Annotated in this window: 15 protein-coding genes and 1 pseudogene; 9 read left to right on the forward strand and 7 right to left on the reverse strand. The window is 73.3% G+C overall.

Annotated elements, in window-relative coordinates:
• Nucleotides 1-52: 52 nt before the first annotated feature.
• Together AB0C22_RS02050 and AB0C22_RS02055 are read left to right on the forward strand one after the other, a co-directional pair.
• On the forward strand, nt 53-511 hold the full coding sequence (locus AB0C22_RS02050) for an Lrp/AsnC family transcriptional regulator (protein ID WP_208565476.1): 459 nt from the start codon (nt 53-55) through the stop codon (nt 509-511).
• A gap of 127 nt (nt 512-638) precedes the next feature.
• Nucleotides 639-1,730, forward strand: coding sequence for a PLP-dependent cysteine synthase family protein (locus AB0C22_RS02055; protein WP_219465810.1), 1,092 nt, complete (start codon nt 639-641; stop codon nt 1,728-1,730).
• 181 nt (nt 1,731-1,911) lie between these two features.
• Here AB0C22_RS02055 and AB0C22_RS02060 read toward each other — a convergent pair whose 3' ends face one another.
• From AB0C22_RS02060 to AB0C22_RS02075, 4 genes are all read right to left on the reverse strand, one after another.
• Entirely contained in the window at nt 1,912-2,532 is a 621-nt protein-coding gene (locus AB0C22_RS02060; protein WP_219465812.1) for a putative glycolipid-binding domain-containing protein, read from the reverse strand.
• 94 nt (nt 2,533-2,626) lie between these two features.
• Nucleotides 2,627-4,507 carry a DEAD/DEAH box helicase gene (locus AB0C22_RS02065; RefSeq protein ID WP_357533343.1) on the reverse strand — a complete coding sequence of 627 codons (1,881 nt, stop codon included), beginning with the start codon at nt 4,505-4,507 and terminating at the stop codon, nt 2,627-2,629.
• A 300-nt stretch (nt 4,508-4,807) separates the two neighbouring features.
• Nucleotides 4,808-6,613 carry a hypothetical protein gene (locus tag AB0C22_RS02070; protein ID WP_357532966.1) on the reverse strand — a complete coding sequence of 602 codons (1,806 nt, stop codon included), beginning with the start codon at nt 6,611-6,613 and terminating at the stop codon, nt 4,808-4,810.
• Between the two features lie 130 nt (nt 6,614-6,743).
• Nucleotides 6,744-8,306, reverse strand: coding sequence for a C40 family peptidase (locus AB0C22_RS02075; protein ID WP_357532968.1), 1,563 nt, complete (start codon nt 8,304-8,306; stop codon nt 6,744-6,746).
• A gap of 246 nt (nt 8,307-8,552) precedes the next feature.
• On the opposite strand from AB0C22_RS02075, the gene mqnE reads away from it, so the two are divergent.
• From mqnE to AB0C22_RS02090, 3 genes are all read left to right on the forward strand, one after another.
• Nucleotides 8,553-9,722 carry an aminofutalosine synthase MqnE gene (mqnE, locus tag AB0C22_RS02080; RefSeq protein WP_219465818.1) on the forward strand — a complete coding sequence of 390 codons (1,170 nt, stop codon included), beginning with the start codon at nt 8,553-8,555 and terminating at the stop codon, nt 9,720-9,722.
• Between the two features lie 23 nt (nt 9,723-9,745).
• Nucleotides 9,746-10,186: a hypothetical protein gene (locus AB0C22_RS02085; protein WP_219465820.1), complete on the forward strand. Its 441-nt coding sequence runs from the start codon at nt 9,746-9,748 to the stop codon at nt 10,184-10,186.
• Nucleotides 10,187-10,313: 127 nt separating this feature from the next.
• Nucleotides 10,314-10,586, forward strand: coding sequence for a DUF4229 domain-containing protein (locus tag AB0C22_RS02090; RefSeq protein WP_204958639.1), 273 nt, complete (start codon nt 10,314-10,316; stop codon nt 10,584-10,586).
• A gap of 252 nt (nt 10,587-10,838) precedes the next feature.
• On the opposite strand, the gene AB0C22_RS02095 is transcribed toward AB0C22_RS02090, so the two are convergent.
• Nucleotides 10,839-12,215: a C39 family peptidase gene (locus AB0C22_RS02095; protein WP_357532971.1), complete on the reverse strand. Its 1,377-nt coding sequence runs from the start codon at nt 12,213-12,215 to the stop codon at nt 10,839-10,841.
• Nucleotides 12,216-12,419: 204 nt separating this feature from the next.
• Here AB0C22_RS02095 and AB0C22_RS02100 point away from each other — a divergent pair.
• From AB0C22_RS02100 to AB0C22_RS02115, 4 genes and pseudogenes are all read left to right on the forward strand, one after another.
• A pseudogene (locus AB0C22_RS02100) lies at nt 12,420-13,715 on the forward strand (M14 family metallopeptidase); the annotation flags it as partial.
• Between the two features lie 371 nt (nt 13,716-14,086).
• Entirely contained in the window at nt 14,087-15,022 is a 936-nt protein-coding gene (locus AB0C22_RS02105) for an ABC transporter substrate-binding protein (RefSeq protein ID WP_219465823.1), read from the forward strand.
• A 274-nt stretch (nt 15,023-15,296) separates the two neighbouring features.
• Complete coding sequence (locus AB0C22_RS02110) at nt 15,297-16,331, forward strand: iron ABC transporter permease (RefSeq protein WP_219470593.1); 1,035 nt, start codon at nt 15,297-15,299, stop codon at nt 16,329-16,331.
• Nucleotides 16,332-16,447: 116 nt separating this feature from the next.
• Nucleotides 16,448-17,239: an ABC transporter ATP-binding protein gene (locus AB0C22_RS02115; RefSeq protein ID WP_357532974.1), complete on the forward strand. Its 792-nt coding sequence runs from the start codon at nt 16,448-16,450 to the stop codon at nt 17,237-17,239.
• A 67-nt stretch (nt 17,240-17,306) separates the two neighbouring features.
• Here AB0C22_RS02115 and AB0C22_RS02120 read toward each other — a convergent pair whose 3' ends face one another.
• Nucleotides 17,307-18,074, reverse strand: coding sequence for a VOC family protein (locus tag AB0C22_RS02120; protein WP_357532976.1), 768 nt, complete (start codon nt 18,072-18,074; stop codon nt 17,307-17,309).
• A gap of 93 nt (nt 18,075-18,167) precedes the next feature.
• Nucleotides 18,168-18,905 (reverse strand): ABC transporter permease, encoded by a 738-nt coding sequence (locus AB0C22_RS02125; RefSeq protein WP_219465826.1) that lies wholly within the window; start codon nt 18,903-18,905, stop codon nt 18,168-18,170.

Here is an 18,905-nt window from a genome sequence, read left to right on the forward strand (position 1 = left end):
CAACGGATGCCGGTCGCCGGACGTTACGCCCCAACGGATAGGCTCACCCTCCGTGGACGCGATCGACCGGAGCCTCGTCGAACTACTGCGCGGTAACGCCCGCCTGTCGTACGCCGAGCTGGCCCGGCAGGTCGGCCTCTCCGCGCCGGCCGTGCACGAACGGGTCGGCAAGCTGGAGTCCAGCGGCGTCATCCGGGCCTACCGGGCCGAGGTCGAGCCGGAAGCCATCGGCCTCGGGGTGACCGCGTTGATCGGCATCGTCGAGGACTCCGGCGGGGACACCGACGACGTGCTGGAGACGTTCCGGCAGATGCCCGAGATCGAATCCTGCTATTTCATGGCCGGCGTCGAGTCTTTCCTGCTCAAGGCTCGGGTAGGCACCATCGCCGAGCTGGAGCAGCTGATCGTGCGGCTGAGCCGTACCCCCGGGGTGGCCTCCACCCGCACGGGCATCGCGCTGTCGACCAAGTGGGAGAACCGGCCCCAGCCGATCGACCCGCCGGCCTCCTGACCGGCCGGCACGCCACCCACCGGTCCCCCTCCCGTCGGCCGTACGCGCAGCGTGGCCGTCCCCGCCGTCGGCGGCGGATGCCGGGTCGACCCGAACGCGAGCCGACCTCGCTTGTACCGTTGCCGTCGTGACTCATCTGGAGCGGTGCGACGAGGCCAGCCGGGTCTGGGTGACCGAGGCGATCGCCGCGGTGGAGGCCGACGCCAACCGGTCGGCCGACACCCACCTGCTGCCGTTCCCGCTGCCCCGGCAGTGGGGGATCGACCTCTATCTCAAGGACGAGTCGGTGCACCCCACCGGCTCGCTCAAGCACCGGTTGGCCCGATCGCTGTTCCTCTACGGGCTCTGCAACGGCTGGATCGGGCCGGCGACCACGGTGATCGAGGCGTCCTCCGGCTCGACGGCGGTCTCCGAGGCGTACTTCGCCCGGATGCTCGGGCTACCGTTCGTCGCCGTGATGCCCGCCTCCACCTCACCCGAGAAGATCGCCCAGATCGAATTCCACGGCGGGCGTTGCCACCTGGTCGACGACCCGGCCAAGGTGGTGGTCGAGGCGCGCTGGCTCGCCGAGGACAGCGGCGGGCACTTCATGGACCAGTTCACCTACGCCGAACGGGCCACCGACTGGCGGGGCAACAACAACATCGCCGAGTCGATCTATGCCCAGCTCTCCCTGGAACGGCACCCGGTGCCCGCCTGGATCGTGGTCGGTGCGGGCACCGGCGGCACCAGTGCCACCATCGGCCGGTACGCCCGCTTCCAGCGGCTGCCCACCAAGCTCTGCGTGGTCGACCCGGAGAACTCGGCGTTCTACCCGGCGTGGCAGGCCGCCGACTGGTCGGTACGCACCGGGCGGGGTTCCCGGATCGAAGGGATCGGTCGACCCACCGTCGAGGCGTCCTTCCTCCCCTCGGTGGTGGACCGGATGACCCAGGTGCCGGACGCCGCCTCACTGGCCGCCATGCGGGCCGGCTCGGCGGTGCTCGGCCGGCGGGTCGGCGGCTCGACCGGCACCAACCTGTGGGGCGCGTTCGGGTTGATCGCCGAGCTGCTCGCGCAGGGTCGGACGGGCTCGGTGGTCACCCTGATCTGCGACGCCGGGGAGCGGTACACCGACACCTACTACGACGACGGGTGGGTGGCCGCACAGGGCCTCGACCTGACCCCGCACCTGGCCACCATCGACCGGTTCCTCACCACCGGCGACTGGCCGACCTGACGGCGTCGCGGTGGCTGGCCGGCAGTCCCACCGCGGTCGACACCGTGGACGTGCCGCGCCGCCGGGTAGCGGCCGTAACCCGGCGGGCTCCAGCCGCCGTGCGGTCGGCTGCCGACCATGCTGCTCCTCGGACAGGCCGAGCCCACCCCAGCCGTCCGCCGGCTCCCCGGCGAGGGCGGGATCAGCCCAGGTCCGCCCGGTCGGCGAGGCCGGGGTAGTGCCGGACCAGCCCCTCGCCGTCCACCTCCAACTCGGTGCGGAAGGTGTCGCTGGTGAAACCCACCCGACCCGGCCCGAGCGCGGTGTAGACCTGCTCGCCGGCCACCACCTCCAGGCTCGGCGTCAGCACCCAGGCCACGGTGATCCGGTGTTCGGTGCTGGACGTCGCCCCGGCCAACCCCAGTCTGCGGATCGGCAGGCTGTTGAACAGCGCCGAGCCGGCCAGGTCGACGTCGACGGCGTCGTGCAGCCGGTCGGTGTCCTCGATGCCGGGTAGGCCGGCCGGTGGCTGCCCGGCCGCCCGCAGCACCGCGTCCAGGTCGCCCTGCTCGCCGGTCGTCACCCGCCAGCCGTCCGTCCCGCGTTCCAGGCGTACGGTCCGCGACCAACCGGCCCCCTCGGCCTCCACGGCGAGCGAGTCTGTGCCCCCGTCCGCGCCGGTCACCAGCCGGTAGCGGCAGGTGTGGGGGACCGGGTCGACGGCCAGTTGGGTGCCGTGCGCGGCGAACCGGGGGCCGTCGTCGAGGACGGCGTACTCGGCCCCGGCAGTGTCCGTCCGGCTCCAGAACAGTGATCGTGCCATGGTCCGGACGTTACGCCAGCCGGACGCAGCCGGCAGCGCATGCGCGAACGCCGCCCCGGAGCGCGGGCTCCGGGGCGGCGTCGGACAGCACGGATCAGTGGGTACGCGCCGGGGGCCGACCGCCGAAGCCCTGCCGGTCGTCACGCGGCCGGTCGTCGCGGACCCGGCCCTCGGTGCGGAACCCGCCCCGACGGTCGGTGGCACGCGGCTCACCGGCACCGAACCGGCGTTCCCCGGAACGCTGCTCGCCCCGGGTGTCCCGGTCACCGAAACGCTGCTCGCCCCGGTCACCGAAACGCCTGTCGCTGCGGTCGCCGTAACCCCGGTCGGCCGGTGCGCGATCCCCGTAACTCCGGTCGCCGCTGGGCCGGTCGCCGTAGCCGCGCTCGCCGGTGGGTCGGGCGCTGTAGCTCCGGTCGCCGGTGGGCCGGTCGCCGTAGCCGCGCTCGCCGGTGGGTCGGGCGCTGTAACTCCGGTCGCCGGTGGGTCGGGTGCCGTAACCCCGGTCGCCGGCGTAGCCGCGTTCGCCGCTGGGCCGGGCGCTGTAGCCCCGGTCGCCGGTGGGCCGGTCGCCGTAGCTCCGCTCGCCGGCCGGCCGGGCGCCGTAGCCCTGGTCGCCGCCGTGACCCCGGCTGTCGCGACTGCCGGAGTAGCCCCGGCTGTCACGGTTGCCGCCGTAGCTGCGGGAGTCCCGGTCGCCGAAGCGGCGCGGGCGGTCACCGTGCCGGCGGGGCTCGGGCTCCTCGCGGACCACGACGGGGACGCCGCTCGGCTCACGGGCCCCGGTCAGCTCGGTCAGCACCGCGTCACCGACCCGGACCCGGGTCTCCGCCGGGGACACGCCGGCCTTCTCCATCATCGCCAGCGTGGTCCGCCGCTGCTTGGGCAGCACCAGCGTGGCCACCGCGCCCGACTCGCCGGCCCGAGCGGTACGACCCGCCCGGTGCAGGTAGTCCTTCGGGTCCTTCGGCGGGTCGATGTGCAGCACCAGGGAGACCCCGTCGACGTGGATGCCCCGGGCCGCCACGTCGGTGGCGACCAGCACGTCCATCCGCCCCTCCTTGAACTCGGCGAGGGTCTTGGTACGCATCCGCTGGGTCTTGCCGCCGTGCAACCCACCGGCCCGTACGCCGACCGCGCCGAGCTGCTCCACCAGCCGGTCGACCCCGAGCTGGGTACGGGCGAAGAGCATGGTCCGGCCGGGGCGGGCCGCGATCGACGCCGCCACGGCGAACTTGTCGTGCGGCGGGATCAGCAGCAGGTGGTGGTCCATGGTGGACACCGACGCGGTCGACGGGGCGGTGGAGTGCGTCACCGGGTCGGTCATGAACCGCCTGACCAGCATGTCGACGTCACCGTCCAGGGTGGCCGAGAAGAGCAGCCGCTGGGCGTTCGACGGGGTCTTGGCGAGCAACTCGGTGACCTCGGGGAGGAAGCCCATGTCGGCCATCTGGTCGGCCTCGTCCAGCACGGTCACCTCGACGTCGTCCAGGACGCAGACGCCCCGGTTGATCAGGTCGCCGAGCCGGCCGGGGGTGGCCACCACGATCTCGACACCCCGGCGCAGCGCGTCGACCTGCCGGTCGTACGGGACGCCGCCGACGGCGGTCTTGAGGAAGATCCCGACGGCCTTGCCGAGCGGCAGCAGCGCGTCGTTGACCTGCATCGCCAGCTCGCGGGTGGGGACCAGGACCAGGGCGCGCGGGTGCAGCGGCCGGGCCCGGTTGCGTTCGGCCAGCCGGGCGATGATCGGCAGGCCGAAGGCGAGGGTCTTGCCGGAGCCGGTCTGGCCCCGACCGAGCACGTCGCGGCCGGCGAGGGCGTCGGGCAGGGTGGCCCGCTGGATCTCGAACGGGGTGGTGATGCCCTGCCGGGCGAGGGTGTCGACCAGCTGCCGGGGCAGTCCCAGGTCGGCGAAGCCCACGACGGGGGCGGCCGGAGCGGGTTCGTTGCCGGTGGCGTCACCGGTCGGCAGGTCGTGGGCGGACGGAATGGTGCCGGAGTCAACAGAGGTGGTCAAGAAAGGCCTTTCGAGCGGGGCGCATCTTCGCGATGGCCCGCCGCAGCATGAGGTACGCCGCCGAATCGCCCGCAAGATCGCCCAGGGGCACGCCACGCGCGCCAGGTCAGTGATCCCGACCAGTGTACGGCGATCCGGCGGTGCCGCCAGTGAACCCCGAGCCGGTAGTGGGCGGACTCACCCCGATCCGGTGGGCCTCGTCCGCCCGACGGATACGCCCACCAGCACCTGCGTGCCGCCCCCGTCGGCCCGGCCTCACTCGGACAGCATGTTGCCGACCAGCCCGTCCATCACGTCGTTGGCGAGTAGGACGACCAGCACGCTGATCGCGACCAGCAGCCCGAGTGAAGCGGCGAGCACGATCACCACCCGGGTGGTCCGGGATCGCGGGGCGGGCGTGTCGGACCACCCCTGGGCCAGGATGTGCCCGGTCAGCGAGCCGGAGTTCTCTACCGGGTTGGCTGCCGGGAACGCGATCGTGGAGTGCCCCGGGCCGTCGGTGCCGCCGTAGCCGATGCTCGCCAGGTCCGGACCGCCCCGGTACGAGGTGCCGGTGGCGGGGCGGGCCACGCCGTCGGTCGTCCCGACCGGGGCGGGGGCGAAGCGGGGTGGTTCGGGCGGTGCGGGTGCCGGCACCACCGGCAGCGCCGACGTCGCCCCGTCAGCGGACGGGTCGGGCACGACCGGGGCCCGGAACGTCGGGGTGGTCGCGCCGACGGCACCCGACCCGGTGCTCGCCACCGGTGCCGGGGGCGCGGACGCCGGTGGGGTGAAGGTGGGTGGGGGCGGGGATGCGGGTGGGGTGACGGCAGCGGCCGGCGGGAGCGGGGGCGCGGACACGGACGGCGGCGCCGAGGTGGGCGCGGTGAAGGCGACGGGTGCCGGGGCTGACGGTGTCGCGGCGGGCGGGCTGGTGGTGCCGGCGGCGGGCGGGCCGACGGTGCCGGCGGGGGGCGGATTGGCGGTGCCGGCGGGGGGCGGATTGGCGGTGCCGGCGGCGGTGCGGACGACCGCGGAGGCGCTGGCCCGGACGGTCGGGGTCGCGCGGCCGGGCATGGCCGGTGGCGGCGGGAACGGGGGCGCCGGCATCGGGCCGGGCGGTGCCGGCGACGGCGGCACCACCGGACCCGGGGGCGGCACCGGCGGCCCCGGCACGGGTGGGACCGGACCGGGCGGGACCGGGGTGGGACCCGGCGGAGGGCCGGGCAGCGGCGGGACCGGCGCGGGGAACGGGCCGGGCGCGGGCGGCTCGGGGGTGAACGGCGTGGGACTCGGGGCCGGCTCGGGAACGGGCGACGGCCGCGGGGCCGGCGACGGCTCGGGGGCGGGCTCCGGGTCCGGGGTGGGCGGCTGGACCGGGGCCGGTGGGGTGGAGGGCTGCCCCGGGGTCGGCGGGGTGGGTGGCTGGGCCGGGGTCGGGGGCTGCGCCGGCTCGGGCGGCTCCGGGCTGACCGGTGCCGACCGGTACACCCCGGGGGCCGCGTCACCGGGCCGGGTCCCCGCGCCCGCTGCCGCGCCTTCGGCCTCGGCGGCGGAGATGCGACTCAGCCCGGGGACCGAAACGCTGGCCCGGGCCGTCCCGCCGTCCGATCCGCCGCGTTGTTCGGGAACACCGCCCGGGGTGGCCGGGCCGACCGGGCCCGAACCGCCGGGAGCCGGGTCACCCGGTTCGGGTGTTCGCGAGGCGGGGACGGTGGACGGGCCGGCGGCGGTGGGGCTGCCCGCCCGGTAGGTGGTCGCGGTGGCCACCCCGGAGGGCAGTTCGTCGCCCTCGGGCGGCACGGTCATGGTGTGCACGCTGGCCGTGGCGCGGGCCGACCCGTCGGCGGTCGGGCCAGGCCGGGCCGACCCGTCGGCGGCCGGACCTGGCCGGGCCGGGGTGTCGGCGGTTCCGGTGGGCCGGCCGGAGGCCTCGGTGGGTCGGCCCGGGGGGTCGGAGGTCGCGGCACCGGACCGGTCGGGGGCGTCGGCGGACACGACGGGTCGGTCCGGGCTGCCGGTGGCCGGGTCGGGCACGGATCCCTGGTCGACGTGTCGCACCGGAACCTCTTGCTCAGCCATGATCGCCCTCCGCGCACCCTCGCACCCGTGCCCTGTGAACGGCGACCGGATGTGCCTCGTGTCACCGTGCCACATCTCGCCCCGTCGGCACAGTCGGAGTGCCGAGGGTGGTCGCAACGGTGGCGGTCGGTCAGCTCCCGGTGCTCGCCGAGGCGGAGGTGGACGCCGACCGGCTGCTCTCCGGGGCGCCGGTGCTGCCGGCCGTGGTCGGGTTGGTGCTGCTGTCCGGTGTGCCGGTGCCGGTGCCGGAGACGCTCGGTGTCGGGTCGGGGCTCTTGCTCGGCGTGGGCGTGGGCTTCGGCGTCGGTGGCTTCGTCGGTGCGGTGGTCGACGTCGGCCGGGGCGTGGGCGGCTTCGGCGACGCGGTGGTGGGCTTCGGGGATGGCGTGGTGGGCTTCGGCGACGCGGTGGTGGGCTTCGGCGTCGGGGACGGCGTCGGGACCTGGGTGATCGGGGAACCGGGGGTGTTCACCGCGCCGACGACCCGGGTGGCGGCGTAGAGACCGGACCACCGGACCTGGGAGATCTTGACCACGTCCCCGCTGCGTGGCGCCTGCACCATCCGCCCCCCGCCGATGTACATGGCGACGTGGTGGATGGTCGTCCAGCTGCTGCCCGAGGCGAAGAAGAGCAGGTCGCCGGGGAGTAGGGCCGCCTGGGAGACCGTCCGGCTCCGCGTGGCGTAGTACTGGTCGCGGGCGACCCGGGGCAGGTCGTAATAGCCGGCGGACCGGTAGGCGGCCCACATCAGCCCCGAGCAGTCGAAGCGGTCCGGGCCTTCGGCCGCCCACAGGTAGGGGTCGCCGAGCTGCGCGAGCGCGTACCGCACGGCGGCGAGCGCCTGCGGGCTGGCGTTCAGCCCGGTGCTGCTCTGCCCCTCGACGTACGCCGCACCCAGCTTCTGCTCGGCGGCCTCCTGCTGCTTTTCCAGCGCGATGAGCTGGGCCTGGTTGTCCGCGCGCAGCTTGGCGATCTTGGCGTCGTTGTCGCGCAGCGCCTTCTGCACCGCGGCGAACTGTTCCTCCGCCCGCCGGACCCGGTCGGTGGCGGCGGTGACCGCCTGGGCGGCGACCTGCTCGGCCGTCCGCGCCCGGGACAGTTCGCCGGCCGCCGCGGTGGTCTCGTCGTCGGCCTGCTGCCCCCGGGAGACCCGCTGCAGGACGCTCAGCCCGTGCAGGTCGCGGGCCAGTTCACCGGGCGGCAGGGCGGCGGCGGCCTTGAAGGCGTTCGCGGCGACGGCGTTGGCCTGCCGCTCCGCCACGGTCAGCGCGCCCCGGGCCCGGGTCAGCTCACCCTGGACGCCGGTGAGCTGGACCCGTGCGTCGTCGCGTTGCTTCTGCAACTGCAGGAGTTGGTCGGCGAGCTGACCGTTCTGCGCGGTCAGGGTGTCGATCTGGGACAGCAGCGGGCTGGTCGGTAGCCCGCCGACCGGCAGGGTCGGGTAGCTGGGCTGGCCCGGGAGCGGGTAGCCGGGCGTCGCCGCGCCGGGCAGCTGCAACCCGCCGGTGACCACCGGCCGGGAACCGGTGTCCGGGACGGTGTTGGGCAGCGGCGGCTCGGCATAGGCCGGGGTGGCCAGGACCATCGCGGCGACCGCGCCGAGCAGCGCCGACCAGAGCGCCGGCCGCAGCACCGGGGAGATCACCGGGACCCTGCGTCGTCGCTGTCGTCGCCCGTGCCCGCTGTCGACCATTCCGCTCCCTGTGCCGCGTGATGGTGCCGCCGCCTTAGGTGGGGCGCGACGACCCGGGACGCCGCCGGTGTGCGCCGCGTCCCATCCTGTCTTACCGCACCGGGACAACGATGTCGATGCGTGAGCAGCTTGGAGAACCCTGGGAGTACGGGTGAGGTAGGTCGCTGGCGGTGCCCGTCCTGCCGACCTGTCGCTCGTCCGACGTAGGCTCGATCCGACCGCAGGTGGAAGGGACGTGGCTTTTCGATGGACGCCGGACTCAAGCGTGAGCTCGAAGCGAAGGTGTACGCGGGGGAGCGACTGACCCGCTCGGACGGGATCGCCCTCTATGAGAGCGACGACCTGACCTGGTTGGGCCGGCTGGCCCACCACCGGCGTACGGAGTTGAACGGCGAACGGGTGATGTTCAACGTCAACCGGCACCTCAACCTGACGAACGTCTGTTCCGCCTCGTGTGCGTACTGCTCGTTCCAGCGCAAGCCGGGCGAGAAGGACGCGTACACGATGCGTATCGAGGAGGCGGTCCGCAAGGCCAAGGAGATGGAGGACGAGCAGCTCACCGAGTTGCACATCGTCAACGGCCTGCACCCCACGTTGCCCTGGCGCTACTACCCGAAGGTGCTGCGGGAGCTGAAGGCGGCGCTGCCCAACGTCAAGCTCAAGTGTTTCACCGCGACCGAGGTGCAGTGGTTCGAGAAGATCAGTGGCCTGTCGGCCGACGAGATCCTCGACGAGCTGATGGACGCCGGCCTGGAGTCGTTGACCGGCGGCGGCGCGGAGATCTTCGACTGGGAGGTCCGCCAGCACATCGTCGACCACGCCTGCCACTGGGAGGACTGGTCCCGGATCCACGCGTTGGCCCACGCCAAGGGCATGAAGACCCCGGCGACGATGCTCTACGGCCACATCGAGGAGCCCCGGCACCGGGTCGACCACGTGCTGCGGTTGCGTGAGTTGCAGGACGAGACCGGCGGGTTCGCGGTCTTCATCCCGCTGCGCTACCAGCACGACTTCGTCGACTCGGCGGACGGCAAGATCCGTAACCGGATCCAGGCGCGCACCACGATGGCCTCGCCGGCCGAGTCGCTCAAGACGTTCGCGGTGTCCCGGTTGTTGTTCGACAACGTCCCGCACGTGAAGAACTTCTGGGTGATGCACGGCCTGTCGGTGGCCCAGCTCTCGCTCAACTTCGGCGTGGACGACCTGGACGGCTCGGTCGTCGAATACAAGATCACCCACGACGCCGACTCGTACGGCACCCCGAACACCATGCACCGCGACGACCTGCTGCACCTGATCTGGGACGCCGGCTTCCAGCCGGTCGAGCGGGACACCCGCTACAACGTGGTCCGCGAGTACGACCGGGCACCCGCGTTGGCGTCCCGGCGTGCCGAGCCGCAGCAGGTCTGGGCCTGACCCGGCCGTATGCTCGTCACACCATGACCGGACAGCAGCCGACCGCGCAGCAGCGCAGCGGGTTTCCCCGCCGCGACACCGAGGGACGCATCCTCACCCTGGGTGACCTGCTCGGGGTGAGCCTGGCCGGTTGGGTGATCGGCGTGCTGGCGCTGGTGCTCTTCGACTGGGCGTTCGCCGTGGCCGGCGCGGGCGACTTCGGCCGTACCAACGGCTGGCTCGCGGTGATCCTGCCGGTCTGGCTGTTCTGGGACGAATTCCGGGCCTGGGACTTCGGCGCGGCCCGGGTGGTGGCGGCCCTGTTCGCCGCGGTGGTCGCGGTGGTCGCCGGGCTGCTGGTGGCGGGCCTGGCCGCCGGGCTCGCGCCGCTGTTCACCGGCGGGTTGGCCGCGCTCGCGTTCACCGTCGGGTACGCGGTGCTCTGGTTCCAGGGCGTGCACTGGCTGGCCCGACGGACGGGCTGAACCACCCGGCTGCGGGCCTCCCGACGCAGCAGCCGGGCGTTCCGACGCAGAAGCAAGGAGTGGGCAACGTGGGCGCGAGCAGCGAGCGGGGTGTGCGAGCCCTGCGGTCGCGGATGAGGATGGTCCGGTGAGCGCGGCGGTGAAGTACACGCTGGCCCGGATCGGGCTGTTCCTGGTGGTCGTGGCGGCGTTGTGGCCGGTCGGGATGAACCTCTTCCTGAAGCTGATGGTGGCGTTGATCTTTTCCGCCGCCGCGTCGTTCTTCCTGCTCCGGGGCTGGCGGGACCAGATGGCCGAGGAGGTGGCCGCCGCCGCCGAGCGGCGACGCGCGGAGAAGGAGCGGCTCCGCTCCGCCCTGGCCGGCGACGACCACCCCGGCGGGGACGCCCCGCGCCCCTGATCCCCGCCCGCCCCGCGGACACGCCCCGCCCCCCGCGGACACGCCCCGCGCCCTCTCCGGCCCCCGCCCGCCCTGGTGATCAAGAGGTTTGCGCCAACTTCGATCTTCAACCTGACGCAAACCTCTTGATCACCGGGCACCAGCGACGCACCGCGTCCTACCGGGCGTGATCCACTCCAGGTTGACTCAAGAGCGGTATCGCTGCCTGGCGATACCGCTACTTCGGCTCCCGAGAGTGGATCTTGAGCCGGGTCACCAGTTGGTCGAGCCGGGGACGATCGGCCAGGGGCGGTCGATCGGCTTGATCAGGTACGCGATGCCGCCCGACCCACCGGCCACCGTGCCGTTCGCCCGGTAGCGCTTGGTGCGTAGCCAGATCTGCTCGAACTGGTCGCGTCGGTAGACGTTGCGGACCTCGGCGTTGGACGCCGACGCCGGGTCGTTGACGATCACGTCGCCGTCGGCGGTGAAGCCGACGATCACGAAGAGGTGCCCGGAGGTGCCGTAGTTCGACCCGTCCAGCTCGGTGTCGAGGAAGGACTGCGAGGTGACCACGGGGATGCCGGCCCGGATGAACCGTTCCGCCTCGTCGAGCGAGTGCAGCCGGGTCACCCGCGCCTCGATGCCGGGGAAGCTGGCCGCGTACGCGGTGTTGAACGGCCAGTTGCCCGCGCCTTCGTACTCGTTGTCCCAGGTCATCCGGGCGGCGTGGACGACCTGCGGGTCGGGGTGGTCGGGGTCTATCCAGGACAGGTCGGCCGCCGACGGCAGCTTGCCGTAGTGCTCCAGCACCATCGTGGTGGACGTCGGGCTGCACCAGACCTGACCGCCGCCGCCCCACTCGGGGTAGCTGCCCCGGTGGATCATCTGGGAGCGGGCCGGCACGGGCAGTTCGGTGCCCCAGGCGATGTGGCCCCGGCTCGGGGTGACGGTGAACCGGTCCGGCACGTGCGAACTCATCGCGCCGAGCATCCGGACCCGGGGCGCGGCGGCCTGACCGGGTGCGCGGTAGAGGGTGAGCCGCAGTTGGTACGACCGCAGCAGCACCCCGGCGGCGGCGTCGTCGATGGCGAAGGTGTCGGTCCACACGCTGGACCAGGGGTCGCCCTGACCGTCCAGGGTGGCGCGGGCGATGTCGCGGTCACCGGAGGCCCAGCGGGCCATGACGTACCACGGGGTGTGGTCGCCGGTGGTGTAGGTGCCCTGGAGTTCGACCTGAAGCCAGGTGCCGGTGGGGGTGTCGGCGTTCCAGGAGGCGACCAGTTCGGTGGCGTCGAAGCCGATCGGGGTGGGTGGCGAGGTCCAGGTGGCGTACTCCCAGGTGCGGGTGGTGCCGGTGTGCGGGTCGGTGAACTCGGTGGTGCCGGCCGGGCGGCCGATGGTGAGACCGGCGCGGTGCCCGGGTGCGGCGTACGTGCCCCGGTGGGTGCCGGCCCGCCAGTCGGGGTGCCGGGACCACTCCTGGAAGGTGATCTGCTCGTCGTGTCCGCCCGGGGGCGGGCGGTCCCCGGCGGGTGGGGGCGTCCCGGTGGGTGACGGGCCGGCGGCGTGGACGGGTGCGGTGCTGGCGAGCAGGGTGAGGGTGGCGACGCCGACCAGGGCGACCGCGCGCAGGGCTCTGCTGGACATGGTAACTCCGCGGGGTGGGGAATCGTTGTCGTTCACTGTCCCGCCCGGCAGGAAGTTTCGCCAGGGCTTGCAGACGAGAAAGTCATTGCCGATGTGACGATCCGGTCGGGATGGTTGGAGACAGTCACGGATATTGATATGACCATGTGACTCCTGGTGAAGTGGGCACACAACGGGATCTCCCGTACCCCGAGGAGGATGTTCATGGCCTTCCGCACCTCCCCCTTCCGGCGTCGCCTGGCGCTCGCCGTCGTCGCCGGCCTCGGCCTGACCGCCGTCGCCACCGGGCCGGTCTCCGCGCGCCCGGCCCCGGAGCCCGAGCCCGCCGCCGCCGAATACCGGGTGCTCGGCCCGCGTACCCTCGCCGACCGCAACGCCGTCGCCCGCACCGGCGCGGCGATCGACTCCGCTGAACACGGCGTGCTGTACGTCTCGGCGACCCGGTCCGAGGCAGCCGCGATCACCCGGCTCGGTTTCCGGCTGGAGCGGGAGACCGCGCCGGCTCCCGCCGAGGGGGCCAGTGCCCTCGCCTTCCCCCCGGCCGACTCGAACTACCACGACTACGCCGAGCTGACCACAGTGGTCAACCAGGTGGTCGCCGACCACCCGGCCATCGCCCGCAAGATCAGCATCGGTCGGTCGTACGAGGGCCGCGACCTGATGGCGGTGAAGATCTCCGACAACGTCGGCACCGACGAGGCCGAACCGGAGATCCTGTTCAACTCCCAGCAGCACGCCCGCGAGCACCTGACCGTCGAGATGGCGATCTACCTGCTGAACCTGTTCACCGACAGCTACGGCACCGACTCGCGGATCACCAGCATCGTCAACTCCCGGGAGATCTGGATCGTCCCCACGGTCAACCCGGACGGCAGCGAGTACGACATCGCCACCGGCTCCTACCGGTCCTGGCGCAAGAACCGGCAGCCCAACAGCGGCGCGGCGGCGGTCGGCACCGACCTGAACCGCAACTGGGGCTACAACTGGGGCTGCTGCGGCGGCTCGTCCGGTGCGCCGTCGTCGAGCACCTACCGGGGGCCGTCCGCCTTCTCCGCGCCGGAGACCAAGGCGCTGCGGGACTTCGTCAACAGCCGGGTCGTCGGCGGGGTGCAGCAGATCAAGGCCAACATCGACTGGCACACCTACTCGCAGCTGGTGCTCTGGCCGTTCGGCTACACCACGGCCAACACCCCCAGTGGGATGACCGCCGACCAGTACAACACCTTCGCCACCCTCGGGCAGCGGATGGCGGCCACCAACGGCTACACCCCCGAGCAGTCCAGCGACCTCTACATCACCGACGGCGACAGCCTCGACTGGATGTGGGCGACCCACAAGATCTGGGCGTACACCTTCGAGATGTACCCCGGGTCGTCCGGGGCCGGTGGCGGCTTCTACCCGCCCGACGAGGTGATCCCCGCCCAGACCTCCCGCAACAAGGAGGCGGTGCTGCTCCTGTCGGAGTACGCCGACTGCCCCTACCGGGTCATCAACAAGCAGAGCACCTACTGCTGACCCACCGGACGTGACTCCGGGTGGGGTCCCGTAAGCCCCCGACGGGACCCCACCCACCCCCACCGACCAGACGATCTTCGCTGGTCGTGCGCTACCGTGGCACCCGATCGACCCGCAGCGAAGCCGGTGCGAAACCGGCGCTGTCCCGCAACTGAGATGCCCCACCGTGGTTCCCGGCCCCGCCGGTGACCCGCCCCGGCGCCCGGCCCGAGTGGCCGGCGTCGTCGTGTGTGGGGACGAGCCAGGTCGCCTGCGGTCGGTCGCGACACGCGCTCTCGAGGAAGGGCGCCTCGCGGACGGGCACGCCAGCGGCCCTGTCGGCGAAGCACCACGCTCCTCGACCGACAGGAGGACCGATGTCCCGACGTACCCCCCGGTTGTTCGCCGCGACCCTCGCGGTGGCGGCCCTCGCCCTCGGCGCATGCGCCGAGAAGACCTCCGACGACACCCCCGCCGCCGGCAGCAGCTCCGCCGCCGCCTTCCCGGCCACCGTCGGCAACCTCACGCTGGACAAGCGGCCTGAGAAGATCGTCTCGCTGTCGCCCACCGCGACCGAGATGCTGTTCGCCATCGGGGCCGGCAAGCAGGTCACCGCCGTCGACGACCAGTCGAACCACCCGGCCGACGCGCCCAAGAGCGAGCTGTCCGGCTTCCAGCCCAACGCCGAGGCGATCGCCGGCAAGAACCCCGACCTGGTGGTGCTCGCCAACGACACCAACAAGATCGTCGCCCAGCTCACCGCGCTGAAGGTCCCGGTGCTGCTCACCCCGGCGGCGGCCACCCTCGACGACACCTACCGGCAGCTCACCGACCTGGGCACGCTCACCGGCCACCCGACCGAGGCGGCCGACGTGACCACCCGGATGAAGGACGAGATCGGCAAGCTCACCAAGGACCTGCCGCAGCGGTCCACCAAGCTGACCTACTACCACGAGCTGGGGCCGGAGCTGTACAGCGCGACCAGCAAGACCTTCATCGGCTCGATCTACGCGCTGGCCGGGCTGCAGAACATCGCCGACGCCTCCGACGCCGACGGCAAGAACGGCGGCTACCCGCAGCTCTCCCAGGAGGTCATCGTCAAGGCGAACCCCGACTTCGTCTTCCTGGCCGACGTGAAGTGCTGCCAGCAGAGCGCCGACACGGTCAAGGCGCGCAGCGGCTGGGCCGGCATCACCGCCGTCAAGAACAACCAGGTCGTCGCGCTCGACGACGACGTCGCCTCCCGCTGGGGACCGCGCGTGGTCGACCTGCTCCGGTCGATCGTCGACGCCACCGCCAAGGTGCCCGCGTGACGGTCCACCCCCGGTGACCGTGCGCCCCACCGGCCCCGGACCGGCCGGGACGCCCGACGCGTCCCGGCCGTCCGGCCTGCCCGAACCCGGCCCGGCCGCCGCCGCAATCTCCCCGGCCGGGTCCGCCGGGGCCGATGTGCCGACCGGTGGGCGCGGTCGGGACGGTGGCCGCGAGTCCCGCTCGGTCGGGTCCGCGTCCGCGCCGGGTGGACGGCCCGGCGTCGGGTGGGTCCGCACCCCGAAGGTCGCCGCCGGTACGCCCCGACCGGCCGGGCTGCGTAAGCGTTGGCTCGCCGCCGGGGTGCTCGCCGTGCTGGTGGCCCTGGTCGCCGGGGTGTCCCTCGGCCCGGTGGGCCTGCCCCCCGGCAGCGTCGCCGCCGAACTGCTCAACCTGCTGCCCGGGGTACGCCTCGACAGCGGGCTGACCGAACGCGAGATCGCCATCGTCACCGAGCTGCGGCTGCCCCGGGTGGTGCTCGGCTTGCTCGTCGGTGCTCTGCTCGCCCTGGCCGGCGGCTGCTACCAGGGCGTGTTCCGCAACCCGCTGGCCGACCCGTACCTGCTGGGGGTGGCGGCCGGCGCGGGGCTCGCGGTGACCGCCGTGATCACGCTGGGCGGTGTCGGGGCGGGCGGGGCGCTGACCGGGATGCCCGTCACGATCCCGCTCGCCGCGTTCGTCGGCTCGCTCGGGGCGGTCGCCCTGACGTACCTGCTCGGGGCGGCCGGCGGGCGGGACCGGTCACCGGCCACCCTGATCCTGGCCGGGGTGGCGGTGTCGGCGTTCCTCTCCGCCGGGCAGACGTACCTGCTGCAACGGCACTCCGACAGCATCCAGATGGTCTACTCCTGGCTGCTCGGGCGGCTGGGCACCGCCGGTTGGGGCGACGTCCGGCTGATCCTGCCGTACTTCGTGCTGACCGCCGTGGTGGTGCTGCTGCACCGGCGGGAACTCGACGTGCTTTCCGTCGGCGACGACGAGGCGGCCAGCCTCGGCCTGCACCCGCAGCGGTCCCGCTACCTGCTGATCGCCGCCGCCTCGCTCGGCACCGCCGCCGCCGTCTCCGCGTCCGGCCTGATCGGCTTCGTGGGGATCATCGTGCCGCACACCGTACGGCTGCTGGCCGGGTCGAGCTACCGGGTGATCCTGCCGCTGTCGATGCTCTTCGGCGGGGCGTTCCTGGCGCTGACCGACGTGGTCGCCCGGACCGCCGCCGCCCCCGCCGAGATCCCCATCGGCGTGGTGACCGCCCTGCTCGGCGGCCCGTTCTTCGTCCTGGTCCTGCGCACCGCCCGCCGGGTCTTCCCGTGAGCGCGAGGAGTGAGCCGGTGTTGCGAGCCCCGCAGTCGCGAACGAAAGGCGGTCCCGTGAGCGCGAGGAGTGAGCCGGTGTTGCGAGCCCCGCAGTCGCGAACGAAAGGCGGTCCCGTGAGCGGTCCGGCGGTCGAGGTGCGGGGGCTGCACGTGCGGCTCGGTGGGGAGGTGATCCTGGCCGGCGTCGACCTGACGGTCGCCGCGGGTGAGTGGGTCACCGTGATCGGACCGAACGGTGCCGGCAAGTCGACCCTGCTGCGGGCCGTCGGCGGCCTGCTGCCCGCCCCGGGCGCGGTCTCGCTGTTCGGTACGCCGTCCGGCGCGTTGCGTCGCCGGGACCGGGCCCGGGTGGTGGCGACGGTGGCGCAGTCCCCGGTGGTGCCGGCGGGCATGTCGGTGTTCGACTACGTACTGCTGGGGCGGACCCCGTACATCGCGCCGTTGGGGCGGGAGTCGGCGGCGGACCTGGCCGCCGTGCACGACGTGTTGGACCGGTTGGATCTGACCGGGTTCCAGCGGCGGGAGCTGGCGACCCTCTCCGGCGGGGAGCGGCAGCGGGTCTTCCTGGCCCGGGCGCTCGCCCAGGGCGCCACCCTGCTGTTGCTGGACGAGCCGACCAGCGCGTTGGACATCGGCCACCAGCAGGAGGTGTTGGAGTTGGTCGACCAGTTGCGCCGGGCGCACGGCCTGACCGTGCTGGCCACCATGCACGACCTCTCCGTCGCCGGTGAGTACGCCGACCGGATGGTGCTGCTCGCCGACGGCCGGGTCGTCGCGGCGGGCCCACCCGAGCAGGTGCTCACCGAGGAGTTGCTGTCCCACCACTACCGGGCCCGGGTCCGGGTCATCCCCGGCGACCACGGCCCGCTGGTGGTCCCCACCCGCCCCGAGCCACGGCGAACCTGAGGGTCGACGGTGCCGGGCCGCGCGGTCGACGGTGCCGGCGGGCGTCCGGATGCCGTCGGGCGGCTGGTCAGGGGGTGTCGGCGGCGGGGCGAAGCAGGGAGAAGTAGGCGCCCTGGGGGTCGCGGAGGGCGGCACGGCGGCCCAGCAGGGTGTCCCGGGGTGGGGTGACGATGGTGCCGCCGAGGGTGGTGGCGCGGGCGGCGGTCGCGTCCACGTCGGCCACCGCGAAGAACACCGACCAGTACGCCGGCCGCGCGCCACCGTCGTCTGTCGTCGGCAGCATCCCGGCCACGATCCGCGCCCCGCACCGCCAGCCGGTGTAGCCGGGCCCACCGGCGGGTTGCTCCTCGGGGTGCCAGCCGAAGACCAGTTCGTAGAAGACCTTCGCGCCTTCGGGGTCGGGGCTGACCAGTTCGTTCCAGCACATCGCCCCGGGGGCGTCGAGCAACTCCGCGCCGGGCATCCGCATCGGCTGCCAGACGCTGAACACCGCGCCGGCCGGGTCGGCGAAGACCGCCATCCGCCCCGCGTCGAGGACGTCGAACGGGGCGACCAGCACCTGCCCGCCGGCCGCCTCGACCCGGGTGGTGACCAGGTCGGTGTCGTCGGTCGCCACGTACGTCGACCAGACCGGCAGTTGGTCCGGGTCGGCCGGTGGGCCGGCGCCCGCCACCGCCCGGCCGTCGCGGTGGAAGGTGGTGTAGCCGGCCGGCCCGGGTTCCGGTGTGATCCGGCCGGTCCAGCCGAACAGTTCCGGGTAGAACCGCCGGGCGGCGTCCAGGTCGGGGGTCGCCAGGTCGGTCCAGCAGGGCGTGCCCGCGGCGACGGTGCGCACGTCGGCCCCTCTCGGCTGCGGGGGCGTGCCGGCGCGACGCCCTGCCGGCATCGTGGCACCGGTCGCCGGTCACCGGGCCGAACCGGCGAAAGGTCAACTGAACCGGCGACCCTCGTCGCGCCGGTACGCCCAGCCGGAGAGGGCGGCGAGCAGCACGATCCAGACCCCGAGCATGGCCAGGGCGAGCGGGTCGGGCCGCCAGTCGCCGACCGCCGCCCACATCAGTTCGACCGCCCCCCGGGTGGGCAGGAACGGCGCGACCACCTGGATGAAGCCGGGCGCGTCGCCCGGGGCGGAGAGCAGGCCGCCGCCGAAGGCCAGCGGGAAGAAGATGACCTGCGCGACGACGATCGCCGCCTTGCTCGGCAGCGAGTAGCCGATGGCGAGACCGAGCAGGGTGAACGGCACCGACACGACCGCGACGGTGACCGCGCCGAGCAGCAGCCCGACCGGGGTGACCCGGGCGGCCGTGGCGACCGCCGCGATGATCACGACGGGCAGCATCGACAGGTAGGTCAGCACCAGCCCGGCCAGGATCCGCCCGGCCAGGCGGGGTCCGGGCCCCGCCGGCAGGGTCCGGGTGTACGGGTTCCACGGCTGGTCGCGGTCCTCGGCGACGCCGATGCCGTACTGGAAGATGTTGGCGCTCATCACCGCGAAGGTGACCATCGCGGCGGTGGCGTAGGTGGCGCCGGTCGGGTCGTCCCCGGCGAACGGGACGACGAAGAAGAGCATCGCGGCGGCGGGGAAGAAGGCGCTGCCCACCACGGCGACGGGGACGCGGATGATCTCAAGGAGCTGGTAGCGGGCGTGAACCAGGGTGAGCGGCAC

The sequence above is a fragment of the Micromonospora sp. NPDC048894 genome (assembly GCF_040649765.1).
Taxonomy (GTDB): Bacteria; Actinomycetota; Actinomycetes; order Mycobacteriales; family Micromonosporaceae; genus Micromonospora; species Micromonospora antibiotica.

Excerpts from the sequence above, each read along its gene's own strand:
- AB0C22_RS02105 (WP_219465823.1), top strand. The coding sequence starts at position 14,087 with ATGTCCCGACGTACCCCCCGGTTGTTCGCCGCGACCCTCGCGGTGGCG.
- AB0C22_RS02095 (WP_357532971.1), bottom strand. The coding sequence starts at position 12,215 with ATGTCCAGCAGAGCCCTGCGCGCGGTCGCCCTGGTCGGCGTCGCCACC.
- AB0C22_RS02070 (WP_357532966.1), bottom strand. The coding sequence starts at position 6,613 with ATGGCTGAGCAAGAGGTTCCGGTGCGACACGTCGACCAGGGATCCGTG.
- AB0C22_RS02085 (WP_219465820.1), top strand. The coding sequence starts at position 9,746 with ATGACCGGACAGCAGCCGACCGCGCAGCAGCGCAGCGGGTTTCCCCGC.
- mqnE (WP_219465818.1), top strand. The coding sequence starts at position 8,553 with ATGGACGCCGGACTCAAGCGTGAGCTCGAAGCGAAGGTGTACGCGGGG.
- AB0C22_RS02075 (WP_357532968.1), bottom strand. The coding sequence starts at position 8,306 with ATGGTCGACAGCGGGCACGGGCGACGACAGCGACGACGCAGGGTCCCG.
- AB0C22_RS02060 (WP_219465812.1), bottom strand. The coding sequence starts at position 2,532 with ATGGCACGATCACTGTTCTGGAGCCGGACGGACACTGCCGGGGCCGAG.